The sequence below is a fragment of the Gardnerella sp. DNF00747 genome (assembly GCF_049262675.1).
GTDB classification, from domain to species: domain Bacteria; phylum Actinomycetota; class Actinomycetes; order Actinomycetales; family Bifidobacteriaceae; genus Bifidobacterium; species Bifidobacterium swidsinskii.
This window is the reverse complement of the sequence record NZ_CP058394.1, coordinates 1,124,260-1,138,917: the sequence shown is the minus strand read 5'-3', so window position 1 is coordinate 1,138,917 and position 14,658 is coordinate 1,124,260. Positions and strand designations below refer to the sequence as shown.

At 37.4% G+C, this 14,658-nt stretch carries 14 protein-coding genes and 1 pseudogene; 12 read left to right on the top strand and 3 right to left on the bottom strand.

Annotated features, from left to right (window positions below; all coding sequences use genetic code 11):
- Positions 1–579: 579 nt before the first annotated feature.
- The 3 genes from HXT32_RS04365 (at position 580) to HXT32_RS04355 (ending at position 2,655) form a co-directional block, all read left to right on the top strand.
- Entirely contained in the window at positions 580–972 is a 393-nt protein-coding gene (locus tag HXT32_RS04365) for a hypothetical protein (RefSeq protein WP_012913987.1), read from the top strand.
- Between the two features lie 292 nt (positions 973–1,264).
- Positions 1,265–1,750 (top strand): NUDIX hydrolase, encoded by a 486-nt coding sequence (locus HXT32_RS04360; RefSeq protein WP_422118916.1) that lies wholly within the window; start codon positions 1,265–1,267, stop codon positions 1,748–1,750.
- Between the two features lie 377 nt (positions 1,751–2,127).
- Entirely contained in the window at positions 2,128–2,655 is a 528-nt protein-coding gene (locus HXT32_RS04355; RefSeq protein ID WP_422118915.1) for a DUF7010 family protein, read from the top strand.
- A 356-nt stretch (positions 2,656–3,011) separates the two neighbouring features.
- Here the strand turns inward: HXT32_RS04355 and HXT32_RS04350 are convergent, their stop codons facing one another.
- Positions 3,012–4,286, bottom strand: a complete 1,275-nt coding sequence (locus tag HXT32_RS04350) for an ATP-binding protein (RefSeq protein WP_422118914.1) — start codon at positions 4,284–4,286, stop codon at positions 3,012–3,014.
- A 372-nt stretch (positions 4,287–4,658) separates the two neighbouring features.
- On the opposite strand from HXT32_RS04350, the gene HXT32_RS04345 reads away from it, so the two are divergent.
- Positions 4,659–5,645: a helix-turn-helix domain-containing protein gene (locus tag HXT32_RS04345; RefSeq protein ID WP_422118913.1), complete on the top strand. Its 987-nt coding sequence runs from the start codon at positions 4,659–4,661 to the stop codon at positions 5,643–5,645.
- A gap of 21 nt (positions 5,646–5,666) precedes the next feature.
- Positions 5,667–5,903: pseudogene (locus HXT32_RS04340) on the top strand (hypothetical protein); the annotation flags it as partial.
- 248 nt (positions 5,904–6,151) lie between these two features.
- On the opposite strand, the gene HXT32_RS04335 reads toward HXT32_RS04340, so the two are convergent.
- On the bottom strand, positions 6,152–6,553 hold the full coding sequence (locus HXT32_RS04335; protein ID WP_116440568.1) for a DUF2178 domain-containing protein: 402 nt from the start codon (positions 6,551–6,553) through the stop codon (positions 6,152–6,154).
- On the bottom strand, positions 6,550–6,753 hold the full coding sequence (locus HXT32_RS04330) for a helix-turn-helix transcriptional regulator (protein WP_004134772.1): 204 nt from the start codon (positions 6,751–6,753) through the stop codon (positions 6,550–6,552). Before HXT32_RS04330 ends, HXT32_RS04335 begins: the two co-directional genes overlap by 4 nt.
- 338 nt (positions 6,754–7,091) lie before the next feature.
- Here HXT32_RS04330 and HXT32_RS04325 point away from each other — a divergent pair, with 338 nt between their 5' ends.
- The 7 genes from HXT32_RS04325 to HXT32_RS04295 all read left to right on the top strand — a co-directional run bounded on the left by HXT32_RS04325 (position 7,092) and on the right by HXT32_RS04295 (position 14,658).
- A complete protein-coding gene (locus tag HXT32_RS04325) occupies positions 7,092–7,598 on the top strand; it encodes a GNAT family N-acetyltransferase (protein ID WP_415692948.1) in 507 nt (168 codons plus the stop codon).
- Positions 7,599–7,910: 312 nt separating this feature from the next.
- On the top strand, positions 7,911–9,209 hold the full coding sequence (locus tag HXT32_RS04320; protein ID WP_050770737.1) for a hypothetical protein: 1,299 nt from the start codon (positions 7,911–7,913) through the stop codon (positions 9,207–9,209).
- 270 nt (positions 9,210–9,479) lie between these two features.
- The gene (locus tag HXT32_RS04315; protein ID WP_004110924.1) at positions 9,480–9,659 is read left to right on the top strand and encodes a hypothetical protein; all 180 of its coding nucleotides are present in this window, start codon (positions 9,480–9,482) and stop codon (positions 9,657–9,659) included.
- A 1,039-nt stretch (positions 9,660–10,698) separates the two neighbouring features.
- Positions 10,699–10,884 (top strand): helix-turn-helix domain-containing protein, encoded by a 186-nt coding sequence (locus HXT32_RS04310; RefSeq protein ID WP_012914000.1) that lies wholly within the window; start codon positions 10,699–10,701, stop codon positions 10,882–10,884.
- 26 nt (positions 10,885–10,910) lie between these two features.
- Positions 10,911–11,630 (top strand): DNA-methyltransferase, encoded by a 720-nt coding sequence (locus HXT32_RS04305; protein WP_004110918.1) that lies wholly within the window; start codon positions 10,911–10,913, stop codon positions 11,628–11,630.
- On the top strand, positions 11,631–12,704 hold the full coding sequence (locus tag HXT32_RS04300) for a DNA cytosine methyltransferase (protein ID WP_012914001.1): 1,074 nt from the start codon (positions 11,631–11,633) through the stop codon (positions 12,702–12,704). It begins immediately after the preceding gene.
- Entirely contained in the window at positions 12,697–14,658 is a 1,962-nt protein-coding gene (locus HXT32_RS04295) for an AAA family ATPase (protein ID WP_102704504.1), read from the top strand. Before HXT32_RS04300 ends, HXT32_RS04295 begins: the two co-directional genes overlap by 8 nt.

Below are 14,658 nucleotides of genomic sequence, written 5' to 3'. Positions count from 1 at the left end.
TAACACTTTTTGCGGAGTGAGGATTTCTGATATTAATACGGTTGGGATTATATTAGATTTGTTGGGATTGTATTAAATACAGTTGGGACTTTATTAGCCGCGGTTGGGACTCTATTAGAGCGTGGCTAATGCTCGTTTTGTTTTCTAAAACGAGTGTTGTTTAACGAGAAGGGGGGTGAAAACATTGTTAACGCTTAAACCTCAAAGCACGTAGCTTTCAAGGCAAGTGTGGTTTTTACATGTCAAACTGTTATAAAAACGAGATTATTCCACTCTTTTTTACACTCATGATACGGGTTTTAAGAAAGAGCGGGTAAATGTTATAAGAATTTTTGGAACAATTAACAAGATTGTGGTTAATGATTAATCAATAAGACACTACTAATAAACAGTTAAAGCCTGATTAGCTATAGGGCGATGAGATACGTCAATAGGATCCTCATGGTTTTTTCATGACTCCTATGAAGTACCTCTATTCTACTATGGCTGTTTTTCAGGTATTAGAGTCGGTACTTCATAAAGTATCGGCTCTTTTTTGTATGTGTCTTCACCCTACCGCTGCAGGCGGGAAGGGTGAGCATGAAGACTCGCAAAACTAATAGCAACGATCGAGCAACATATAAGTACACAAGTTGTGTTCGTAATGAAGATGGTAGTTATAGTGAAGGAACTATCGAGATTAAACCTGGCGAAAATGGTGTCACTGAAGCGGATATTAAGATGCTTCACTCAATGGATGACAGTGAGGTTTACTACAACAATAAGAACCTGCGTCCTACTAGAACTGTTGAAGAAAAAGCTGAAATTGAAGCTTGGAAAGAAGAATATATCCAGCATTTTAATCTTAAGCATGGTTATGAGCCGAATAAAGATGATGTGGAGTATGCTACTGAAGAGCATTTTCCACGTAACTATAATCTTTCACTTGACTTTGATGCACGTCGAGAGTGTCGTATTGATGTCAAAAGCTGATTAGGTGGGTGCATTTTTGCCCTTGTGTAGCAGGGGTTTGCGAGAGTTATCGTTAAAAGGTTTAGTATGCGACGGCTTTAGGCTGGCTTGGCGCGGTTTTTGAGCGCAGTTTGGCTGTATGAGGGAAGATATCAACGCTCTAGGGTCGAGTGTAATAAGTTCAATGACTGTTGCTTGTGCACAATGTGATATACAAATGTATCAATCACTTTGATTTTCAATTCAGATTGGGAACTTGTTTGCATTTGAACCATAAGTCACAGTCATTAGATAAAAAATAAAGGAGTAAACTATGGAACATAATTGCGGATTTATTAACGATAAAAAAGCATTTAGATATAGAGCAGCAGCCATCATAGTAGAAGAAGGTTGTGTGCTATTTGCAAGAAATGATGAGGACGACTATTTCTACTCAGTTGGCGGAGCGGTTCACGTGGGCGAGACATCAGAAGAAGCCGTTAAGAGAGAAGTATTTGAAGAGACAGGTCTTAATTACGAAGTAGATCACATTGCTGTCATACACGAGAACTTATTCATCGGTAGCTCCGGCTTAGATGGAGTAGACTTCCATGAGCTGACATTCTACTACTTGATGAAGTCCATGGGCAAAAGAGATTTTACGAGCCATAGTACTACAGAGTCAGGTGCTAAAGAGACAATGCATTGGTTACCTATAGATGAGCTTGATAAGTTCAAGGCTTACCCGACATTTATGAAAGAATATCTTAAATCGGAGCATAGTGGAATAGAGCATATAATTTCAGATGAAAGATATTAATGAATCCCGCTATTATGGCAAGAGATCGTTGCATAAACATTATTTCTGTTTATGTTCGGACAGAACAATCAGCCGAAAACATTAGCCAGGATACCATTAGAGCAGTTCGAAGATGTACTCTCTTACATAAATTATGAAAACATAGATCATGATACAATTACGCTTATCTGAGTCTCGAAAGGCGCAGAATACGCGTTGATTCCGGAGCAATGATTATTGAATTCGGTGGAGAGGAAGAAGAAAATCAGAAGGCTAAAGCGGAGTCTCAAACCTTGATACTTGAAACACTTATGTTTTGGATTGATTACCGTAGTGCTTTTACACTGCCACGACGTTGAATATCAGATTGTATAAATTAGCATTTGAAGGAGAAATCAATGAGCTTAGATGAATTGAGGAATGATATCATCATAAAGCAGAAAAAAGGATTGCCATTTATCATGGCATCGGTGATTATATGGCTTCTGATAGTACTTGTGTCAATTTTAGATATCAATGTGGATATGAAAAATTTATTGGTATTTTGCTGTTCATGCCCATTATTACCGCTGGCTTGGCTCATTGGTAACCTTATAAAGGTTGATATCTTTTCAAAACAAAATCCACTTGGACAATTAGGCTTCATTTTCACCCTAAATCAAATGATTTATTTATTAATCGTTATGTGGGTGTTTAGTGCGGTTCCGGAAAAGATGATTATGGTGTATGCAATGGTCTTTGGCGCACATTTACTGCCGTATTCATGGCTGTACAAATCAAAAGCCTACCGGGTTTTCGCAATTATCATTCCTGTTTTATCGCTTGTTTTAGGAAATCTTTTTGGCGGATTTGTTGTTGCAGGAACAGCTGCAGCTGTCGAAATTGCCTTTGTCTTTATTTTGCGAAATGAACTGAATGGTATATAGATAAGTAAATGAAATGATAGCCTGCTGTTCTGATGAAACAAGACCAGTTATCTTCAAGATAGAACGGATTGATTACGAAGACTAATCCCGGTTAGTAAGGATACTTAAGCTCAAAATTATACCTTAGATACGCACGTTCCAACGACATTCCCATTGCCATCTTCCATCATGCAACTAGCGTTAAGATCAGCTTCTTGATGGAGAGTTATCATCAGGGCAGTCTTGAAACATGTGAGACTGTCGTATTGATGTCAAAGGCTGATTAGATGGGTGCAATTTTGCTCTTGTGTAGCAGGGCTTAGCGAGGGCTATCGTTAAAAAGGTATAGCGCATTATTGTCAGAGCAAGGCTTCCTATTAGTTTTTTAAGCAGCCAATAGGAACCACATAAACACCGTCTTTACGGCAATACGCAAAGTCACCTGTTCCAGTTAAAACCATAAGGAAAGATGGCGCGTCCATTTTATTGGTGTCGATTTTATCTTTCATCGCTTTAAGGCTTTTTGCACCATCTTCAATGAGTTTGCTGCCACCGAGTTTAATTTCAATAAGACCATATTTACCGTTTCTTAAATGAATAACCGCATCGCATTCCTGTCCGTCTTTATCTCTGTAGTGATAAACCTCGCCGCCTAGAGAATCTGCAAAAATACGCAAATCTCTGACGCAAAGTGTCTCGAATAGAAAGCCGAAAGTATTTAAGTCATTTATCAAGTCGTTTGGTCCAATCCCCAAAGCCGCTGCAGCTATAGATGGGTCGATATAATAACGTGTATCGGATGAACGAATGGCAGTTTTTGATCTTAGATTTGGATTCCAGGCAGGCATATCTTCTACAACAAATATTTTGCGAAGCGCATCAACGTAAGATGCAACAGTTTCCTCACTAATTTGCGTATCTTCGTTAGTGGAAATATCCTGCGAAAGCACAGTATTTGGTACTTGCGCTCCTTGATTCCTTGCGTATGAGCGCATAAGACGCTTAACTTTTTCAGCATTCTTTTGTACGTCATCTGCACGATTAATGTCGGAATGTACAACAGCGTCATAGTAATCAAAAGCTTGATCTAAAGCAATTTCATCACGCATATCCACCGATTGTGGCCATCCTCCACGGCATACAAGAAAAGCTAGGCGGTCAATACTTAAGTTTGAATCACCCTCAATATCCTTAGTTCCCGAAAAAAGGTTTTCCAAGCTAACTTCGCCCGTGGAATCACCTGATTCATACAAGCTCATTGGTCTCATTGTTAGCCACGTGAAGCGCCCAGTACCAGAGTGAGTAATTTCTGTAGTGTCCGCAGGAACGGCAGAACCAGTTAGTATAAACTGACCAAGCTTACTACGATGATCCACCTCAAACCGTATTGCATCCCAAAGTTTTGGAGCGAGCTGCCATTCATCAATTAATCTTGGAGTATCGCCATTCAGTAATCGCTTTGGACTTAGTTCCGACATAGCGATATTCTGTTCTTTCTTTTCCGGGTCGTCCATATATAGAACGCTTGCTGCATATTGTTCTGCAGTAGTGGTTTTTCCGCACCATTTCGGTCCTTCAATCAGTACTGCGCCTTTGCCTTCTAGCTTTCTTTTCAAAATATCGTCGGCAATTCTTTTCCTATATTTTTTCAACTTTGTCACCCTGTTTTCTAATTAAGTCTGCTCGTATTTTCTACTGATAATTATGAATTCTATCATCATTTTCCGACGATTGGCGAACTTTCATTCCGACGATTGGCGGGTTTTCGTTCCGATGATTGGCGGGTTTTCGTTCCGATGATTGGCGGATTTCTGTTTCGATGTTTGGCGGCATCAGTGAAGATGATTGGAAAGCGCGGTGTGAAAATGAAAGAAAACGAATTGGCGGTCGGTTGCGCTCATTTGTCGGCAGAAATTGCGCTTTTAACGGCAATTGCCAACTGCACTTGCTACTACGCAACTGCTGTTTCAGATATAATTTCACCATGATCATGATGAATTCGAGTTTCAAATGGAGATGTTTTTATGATTTTAGCAGATAAAATATTGGAACTGCGTAAACAAAACGGTTGGTCGCAGGAAGAATTGGCGGACAAATTGGGCGTCAGTCGCCAAGCTGTTTCCAAATGGGAAGGCGCACAAAGTATCCCAGATATGGAACGGATAATTGCATTGAGCCGTTTGTTTGGTGTTAGTACAGATCTTCTTGTAAAAGATGAAATTGATGTTATGGGGAAGAACGTCAATGAAGATGGAAATGCCTGGCAGGAAGAAGCTGGCGTTCGCATGCGGGTAATTGAGCTGGAAGAAGCCTCCGCTTATATTGCTCACAGAATATCATTTGCCGCCTATGTTGCTCTAGGTGTTCTTCTTTGTATTCTGGCGGCAATCCCGTTGGTCGGCAGTGATCTTTTGCTTTCTCACACAGTAAATGCGCAAGTCGGTAAAACTATGGGCTTAGCATTTAGTGTTGCGATTATTACCGTTGCTGTAGCTATTTTTATTATTCAGAGTTTCCACGGAAAGCGTTATCAATATTTGGAAAAAGAGGACTTTGAAACGGCTTACGGCGTTGACAGTGTGCTCAAAGAACGCTTGGAACGGTTCATGCCGTCGTATGTGCTGCGTACGGTCAGCGGTGTCGTTTTATGTATGGTTGCTTTTATTTTTCTTATAATTTCGGATATAGCGCCGAAATTTTATCAACTTTCATCCGGCTTTTTTGTAGTTGTCGCTATTGCTCTGGTGGCAGCAGCTGTTTATTTATTCGTACAGGCGAATATTGTCCGCTCGTCCTATTACCGTTTGCTGCAGCCGAAGAAAAAGATTGTCTATCCTGCAAAGATTAGGTTATTCCTCCAAGCTTACTGGCTTATAATTGTCTGCATTTATTTAGCCTACAGTTTCATTACGTCCGATTGGGGAAAAAGTTGGATTGTTTGGCCGTTGGCCGCATTGACTTACGGAGTAATAGAAGTGGTGCTCAAAGCGTGGATGCTCGGAAAGAAATAAGTGACTTTCAGCGTCGATTTTGTGGCGAATAATGTTAAGGTTGTTGCTTCTTGCATGGTGGATACGTTAAATGGTACGAGTGTTTTAGAAGGAGAAATACCTAAGGATGCATGTCTTGAAGTAGTTTGTGAGAATGGTATTAGCGAGGTTTCTGATAAGAATAAGGTCAATCTTAGTTGTAATAATCTTGGGCGCAAAACAGATGGATGTGCTCACTACGTTGTGCATTGCTTGAATGGGAAAGCTGTAGTGAAGTAATATTGTTGCGGTGTTTTATGTCCGCTACTTTGACCAATCGCACGAAATAGAGTTTGGCATATTCTAAAAATGCTTAGGAATGTTGGAGTATTAGGCTTGGTGGTTTTTTAATCCAAGTGTAAAGGTCATTTTCATTTGCTTCGCCTGATGCAACTTTGAGAATAAAAAAGTTTCGTATTAGAGATAAGGAATTTATGAAGGTTGGTCAGCCTTGTAATAAATAGTAAATGAGCGGGTTAGGTCTGATTTTAATATTTTTTCTCATAATATTTGTTGATAAAAAACATGATTAATGGAGAAAAGGCAATCGAAATAGCTAAAAGAGCAGCTGGTAAATATGCTTTTGTGATAAATGCAATTATGGCAATTATTCCCATTAGGTGTATTAGTATGAATGCCATTGTTGCATTTACTTTATCTTTGATTTTCTCGTTTCTTTCATCGTTCACATTTATTTTGTAGTTGTGGTCTTTTTCCATCATCTTATAGTGCATGATTTTTACGTGTGAAAGTGAGATAATTGCAACAAAAACAACTGACAGTGCAATTTCTACGGATTTGTTCAGTTTAAGAGTCAGTGCAAGAATTAATCCGCAAACTCCTATTACATATCCTATGTACCAAAAATTCTGTGTTTTCTGTTTTTTCATTTTTTATCTTCCTCGTAGATAAATATTTCTTCGATTGTTAAATCAAAGTACTTGGCAATTTTGTATGCCAATATGATTGACGGGTTGTATCTTCCATTTTCCAAAGAACCGACTGTCTGTCTTGATACTTCAAGTGCGTCTGCAAGTTCTTCTTGTGTTATGCCTTTTTCTTTTCTAATTTGTTCAAGTCTATTTTTCACATTACATTCTCCTTCCTAATGGAAAGCTAGCTTTACATATAAGATAATTGTTTCGAGAGTAAATGTCAAGTTTGCTTTCCGTTGGATTTAATATTGTATTTAATAAAGATGTGGTGGAGCACCTGCTGTGAGTTTTGCTTTGCTAATGCTGATGTTAATGTAGTGCTAATTTGTTGAAAAAATTAAATTTTTTCTTTAATAAAGCTTGTATGTATGGTTTTTTTAATAGTAATACTATTAAAACTAAACAGACTATTATGGATTCTAATTTTAATAGAATTGTATTTTTATTAGAATTGCATATTAAGGATATTGCATATTAAGAATAAGGAGAACTTATGAAATTAATTAGACCAGATAGTAAATATATCCAAAGTTATATAGAGGCAAATGAAGAAGATGAAATTTTTAGGCCGAATGTAGAAAGACGTTTTATACACCCTGAGACAATTATAGAGAGTTCTTATAACTATGAACATGGTATAAATTTGCCTGAAAATTATGTTAGAGCTACTACATTTTGGTTGATAGATAATGAAAAATTTATTGGCGAAATTAATATCAGGCATGAATTAAATTCTTTTTTAATTAACTATGGTGGTCACATAGGATACGAAATTAGACAATCTGAATGTATGAAGGGCTATGGAACAAAAATGCTTTCTATGGCACTTACATATTGTAAAGAGACTTTGAATCTACATAAGGTTTTGATTACGTGTGATGATGACAATATTGGGTCGATAAAAGTTATAGAAAATAATGGTGGAATTTTGGAAAATAAAGTGAAAAATAGCTTATCAAGAGGAAATGTTACAACAAGAAGGTATTGGATTAATATATAGGAAAAAAGATTAAAAACAGCGAATGTGAATGTGAGAGTGACAGGAAAATAGCCGCAAAAGCTCGGTAACGCTGCGGTTTTCTGGCAATCGGGGGATTTCGGAATTGGGCAGACAAAACACTCTGCGGAAATTTATCTAAAGGAGAACCAACCAAGAGTGTGATGGTAGAGTTGCCAAGATAGATGTCAATAAATGGAGTTGCCGGGTTAGATGTCGGGTAGTTGTGGTCGTGAGATAGATATCAAGATTGGTGAGGCTTGATTTATTCGCAAAATTTACTATTCCTATTATAGAACGTTAAAAGGAGGAACTTTGAATATAGAGTATGTTGTAGTTGGCATATGTATTGTGGCAGTGGTGATGATTGCTGCTTTCCTAATTAATAGGCTAAAGAAAACAAATATTCCCAAAGACGAGAATAGCTCTGATTTGAATAATAGTGCGATGATAGTAAAGAAAACAAGTAAATTATCTCAGCCAGATCAAAAGCTCGATGAACTTGTCATTCAGATGGAAATGCTTCCGGTAGAAGCAATATCTGATGATAGTAAGCTGGTGGAGATAACTGATAGTAAAATTCTGGGGCGTGTGAACAATTTGTTTTCCGGATTGGTGCAAGCTAGTATAGCAGGTTCCAATGCAGTCCAAACTGCAAAAGCGGGAAGCGAGGTTTTGTATCGCGCTATAATCCCGGCTGGTGCTAAACTTACCAATTCTAAGGCTATGGAAGGAGCGGTTCGAGGACTCTATTTTGGTGCTAATGGAATCAAGGGTCATGCAAACCTTGTAGCGGTTAAAGCTAAAAATGTAGTAGCGAATAATGTGGGTGTAGCCATGGGATTGGCATCAATTGTTGTTGGGCAGTATTATATGACGCAGATAAATGCAGAGCTTGGAGCAATCCGTGATGGAATTTCAAAAATATCTGATTTCCAAGATAACGAATTTCGAAGTCGGATTTTTTCACTTGTTGCTCATGTTAAGAAAATTGCCGACTTTCAAGTAGAGATCCTTGAGAATGATGAATTGAGACTGTCAAAGATTGCGCAGCTCGATAATCTAGAAGAAGAATGTACTCAGTTACTTGGTCAGGTTAATTTAACTTTGGCGGGCTTTACAAAGAAAAATGACCTGGATTATGCATCTTATGAAAAGGAATTAAAAGAAGCGCAAAACTGGTATACATACCAAAAAGCATTGCTTGATGTGCTGTATAAGATTTCCGACTTGAGGTATACGCTTCATCTGGGGGCTGTCTCAAGAAAGCAGTGCCTAGCGCTTTTGCCGACATACACAAAGCAGGTGGAAGATACTCAAGCATTATTGACTGGCTGGCATCAGACATCCGTAAATCGTTTAAGCATTGATACAGATGAGATCAAGCGTAAAAGAGATGGAATCGATCGCGTCATCCATTTTATTCCTGGATTATTTGATGATGACCTTAATTTTAGGTCGATTAACAAAAAAACAGTAGATATGATAACGGCTCAAGCATCAGTCAAATCCATTAAACATCCGCAGGACACCTCTGACCTGTATGCCGAGGATGTGCAATTGATTTCTAAAGACGGTAAAATCTACTACTTACCAATGGGTAAGGCAGAATGAATGTGAAAAAAGAAGAATGATAAGGTGACAGGTACGTTGTAACAAAAAAGTATGACAGTATTCGTCCTCTTGACATGAATGGTGCCACCGTCACTCAGAATGCCATTCACGCCAACTATGATAATTTGTTAATTAGTGAGAGAGGTACTTTAGCACCGTTAGTTTCAAATAGTTGAATTTCATCAGTGGACGTTAGCATTACTATTATATTATCGTCCACTTGAGACCTTGGTGATTCTAAATGCACCAGCTTACTAGGAAGACATCTAAATGAGTAAATGTTCAAACGGTCGTAAGCAAATGCAGCTAGTTTCTATTCTAACAAGCGTAATGGTTCCAGTTATTGCAGCTTTCGCTATTATGGAGTTATATCATCTGCTTGGAGTAGCCATTGCAATGGAACTGATTCTTATCGCTTGGGCAGTCGTGCTTATTAAGTCAAGCAAGTAAAACAATTCTCCGACTAGACAGCGAGACTAATTAAATGGATGACATCATACAAGTACGTGTTTTGCAACTCCTAAGTGGAGTGGACGCGATGTATTTATTCTAAAGAGTGTCCACGGCTAGCTTGGGTGAGGTTAGAGACTTTTTTGCGATAGATTTCTAAATAGCGTTGAGTTCCATGAGCCTATTCTTCATAATGTATTTAGATTAAATTCCGAAATGGAAATAATTCTAAATAGGAAGAGGCGTACGTTTACGAGATGTTGTTCACAGATATAATATACGTTATAAAGGCATCAAGAAACAGTTAGAAGTTGATTTCATAGCTAATCTTGGAAGTAAAAGATATTATATACAATCTGCCTATAGCCTTCCTTCAATCGAAAAGATACATCAAGAAAAAGCGTCCTTGTTATATATTGATGATTCATTTAAGAAAAAATAATTATCGTAAAAGATAGAATAAAACCTTTTTGGATGATGGAATACTTACTATTAGTTTATTCGACTTCCTATTGGATAGGAATAGTTTAGATTTGTAGTGAATAGCTTAACGTATTAGTTATGCTTATATTCCCACACATATTCCCGAGCGCGAGCTTTTGAAAACTATTAACTTTTATTCATATTTGTCTCTCAATCTCACGTTGAGACTGTTGTTTTGATGTCAAAGGCTGATTAGGTGGGTGCAAATTTGCCCTTGTGTAGAAAGGCTTAGCGAGGACTATCGTTAAAAGGTTTAGCGTGCGGTGGATTTAAGCTGGGTTCTCGCGGTTTTTGGGTGTGTTTTGGCTGTATGAGGGAACATGTCGACGCTCTAGGGTCGAGTGCACAGGATACTAACGGTAAAAGATACACACGACTTGCTCACAGGCTACAACGTCAAAGATAGGCAATTTCTTATAATGTAAAATATCTAGTAATATATACAAATATAATGAAATATATCCAAATACAACCAAATACATTGACCTTTTATAAAAAGCAGATATAATGGTAGTTGGGTCTGTAGTGATGAAAATTTAGAGGTGGTATAACACAGATGAAAAATGAAGAAGGCTATATCAGCATTGATGAAGCGGCAGAATACTTGGGGATAAAAACTGTCACTCTGAGAACCTGGATAAGAAAAAAACCAGATATGCCAGTATATAAAATAGGAAAACTTTGGAAATTTAAACGCTCGGAATTAGATAAATGGATTGCCAGTGGAGAAAGTGCAGAGTAGCTGTTAAGTTAGGAGAGTGATTCATATTGTCTAAAATAGAACTTTACAACGATGACTGTATTGTTGCTATGGATAATCTTAGGGCAAAATCAATAGATTTAATTGTTACAGATCCGCCATATAATCTTGGTAGTTTTATGAAAACTAGAGATACTAATCTAAAAAAGATGAGAGACAATTTTTTTGCTGCCGCAGGTTGGGATGACATGGGTTTTGAGGAATGGAAGAAATCCATGGAGTCTTTTTTTGAACTATCTTCTAGAGTCATGAAAAAGGGTGGCTCTATGATTGTGTTTATGGCTATTATAAAAGTTGAAACGATTATAAAGTTAGCTGAGGAATATGGATTTTACTATAAGACAACAGGGATTTGGCATAAAACTAACCCTATGCCCAGAAATATGAATTTACATTTTGTAAATTCTACAGAAGCATGGGTGTATTTCACTTATAAAACAAAGACTGGAACATTTAACAATGGTGGAGCTATGTTTCATGATTTTATAGAAACATCCGTTACTCCGAATAGCGAAAGAAAATATGGAAAACATCCAACGCAAAAGCCAGAAAGTTTGATGCAGCACTTTGTAGAAATACTTTCCAACCCTGGTGATAATATTCTAGATCCATTTATGGGCTCTGGAACAACGGGAGTTGTTTCAAAACGAGCTGGTCGCAATTTTATAGGTATAGAATTAAACTCAGAATACTACAACATTGCTAAATCTAGGATAGAGGGCAAATAAATGCAACCAACGGTAATAGATTTATTTTCAGGCGTAGGAGGATTATCGTTAGGCTTTGAAGAAGAAGGATTCAGTGTTCTTTTAGCTAATGAGTATGATGAATCCATTGCAAACGCTTATATGAAAAATCATAAAACAACAAAAATGGTCGTTGGTGATATTACCTCTCTTGATTTGGATGCTGTTTTTGGAACATATAAAAATAAGATTGACGTCATTATAGGAGGGCCACCTTGCCAAGGCTTTTCGCAAAAAGGTCAGCGGAAAACAATCTACGATAAAAGAAATTTTTTATTTGAATATTATGTAAAGGTAGTTGAGCTTGTAAAACCTAAGTATTTTGTAATGGAGAATGTCCCAAACCTGCTTACTGCTGAAAAAGGTTATTTTTTTAATGAAATTGAGACGCTATTTAATGCTATGGGGTACTTTTTGCAGCATGGAGTACTTAATGCCGCGGATTTTGGAGTACCACAAAATAGAAAAAGAGCAGTTATTATTGGCAAAATGAATGGGGTTGCTCCGTCTTTACCATCTTCGCTGAATGAGAAAGTAACTATATGGGACGCAATTAGCGACTTGGCATTTTTAGAATCAGGAGAAGGCGATGAGGTGCAAGAATACAGATATGCGCCTCAAAGCGAGTATGAAAAAAAATTACGTGGACATGCTAACCTTTTGTATAATCATAAGGCAACAAAACACTCTCCACTTTCATTAAAAAGATTGAGAATGATTCCTCCTAATGCCGGTAAAGAAGTTTTACCAAAAGAGCATCTAACTAAATCCATATATAGTGGTACGTGGACCAGAATGAAAAAAGATGATATATCCGTCACGATAACAACAAGATTTGATACACCTTCTTCAGGCAAATTTACTCATCCTTTTTTAAATCGGGCAATAACAGTAAGAGAAGCGGCCAGGATACAGTCATTCCCAGATGAATTCATATTCATTGGTAGTAAGAGTTCTCAAATGAGACAAGTTGGTAATGCTGTTCCGCCACTATTGGCATCAGCAATCGCTAGAGTAATTAAAAATGATATTATGGAGGGAAACATTGATGAATAGACCAGATAATATGTCCGTTTATGATGAATTGTATTTAAAGCTTGGTATTAAATCTTCGCTCCCACATGTTAAGAGTGCTGTCGCGCTAATACTTTTGTTTTGGGAGTGCTCTATTAAGTCTGCTGAGCTTCAGTATTCCGTGCAAAGTGGAGACAAAATAGTAATTAATCCAAATTTGAAAACTGCTATTAAAAATAAACTAGCACAAATTTGTAAACAAGATGGTATTAACATTGATACAGTAATAGGTGCTATAAATAATAATTCACTATTTAAGTCTCAAATGGAATCGCTAATAGTAGCCTTTGAGCTAATTTGGAAGTTAGCAAAAATCAGCTTTATTGATGAAGATAAAACTGCTAGTGCAGAAAGGACAGGTGGAATAAGGTATCCCAAAAAATTAATCTATACGGTTAATGCTGACATTATCGATACTCTAATTGACAATGATTGGGATGCTTATGTACGTATTTTGATTTTGTGGATTGGTGTTGATATTAATTATGATAAGCAGATAGAGACTCGATTGAGTCGCTTGTTAACTGCAATATCTGAAGGCGCAATCTTTAAATTAGTTGATGGTACTAATGATGTTATTTTTAATCAAAACGACGTGTATAAGAAACTAATGCAAACTAAAAATAATGTAGATTTAAATGGAGATGAAGAAGCTAAAGGTTCTTTAAGAATACTTAAATCTCTGCTTTCGGATGGACTAAACCCATACCTTGAGTGCCATAATGGAGATGTTCAGATATTAAAAGGTCAGTTTAATAATCTAGAGGAATATCAAAAAAGGGTAGAAACCTTTCTGCAGCTATCAGCCACAAAAATAATAGGCTCCAAGGATGTAAATATAGATAAAGAGACCGATAGACAAGATTCGCTTGAAAATAATCGCGTTGTAAGTGGGCGTAATATTCTTCTATATGGTGTTCCGGGTTCTGGTAAGAGTTGGACTATTGAGCATGAATATTGCAAACCTGGAAGTGTTGTAGAAAGACTTGTATTTCATCCTGACTACACTTATTCAGATTTCATTGGACAGATTCTTCCAGCAGTTTCAGATGATGGACAGGTAAGTTATAAGTTTACTCCTGGACCTTTTACGAATATCCTTCGCGAGTCATATAACAATCCGAGCAAGGAGTACATCCTTATTATTGAGGAAATTAATCGTGGTAACGCTCCTGCTATCTTCGGAGAAGTGTTCCAGTTGCTTGACCGTAAAGTAGAAATTCGTGATATTGATGACAACGGATATCCCATCGGTACAAGTGAGTACGGTATTACAAATATGAATATTGCTGAGGAGATGTACGGCAAGGATAGAAAAACAGAAAAGGTTCGTATTCCTTCAAACCTTTCCATCATAGGTACGATGAACACATCAGATCAAAATGTTTTCACGTTAGATACAGCTTTTCAGCGCAGATGGGATATGCGTCTTATCGAGAACGATTTTGCCAGTGTTGACAGTTCGCTTGCTGATGCAGAAATCCTTGACACTGGAATAACATGGAAAAATTTCTGTGTTGAAATCAATAAGATTGTTGTTGGGAATAGTGCAAGGATGACTTCTGCGGAGGATAAGAGACTTGGAGCATACTTTGTTCATGTTCATGACCTTAAATACGATGACACTATGGGAGATCTGAAAGAATACGATGCTCTTCGTATGAAAGAAACCAGTGGTTCCCTTACAGATGATGAGAAGTCCAGAATTGCAGTGATTCGTGATGCAATGCGACAAAATAGGAAGTTCCCTGAAAAGGTAATAAAATATCTTTGGGATGATGCATTTAAATTCAACCGTGAAATTATTTTTGATGTTGATAAATATCAAAGTCTTGAACAAATAATACATGCTTTTATGTATGCCAATGGTACTGAGCGCTTTAAGGTGTTTAAAGATAATGTCAGGGATGCATTTGCTAATGTAGAAGAAGATTAA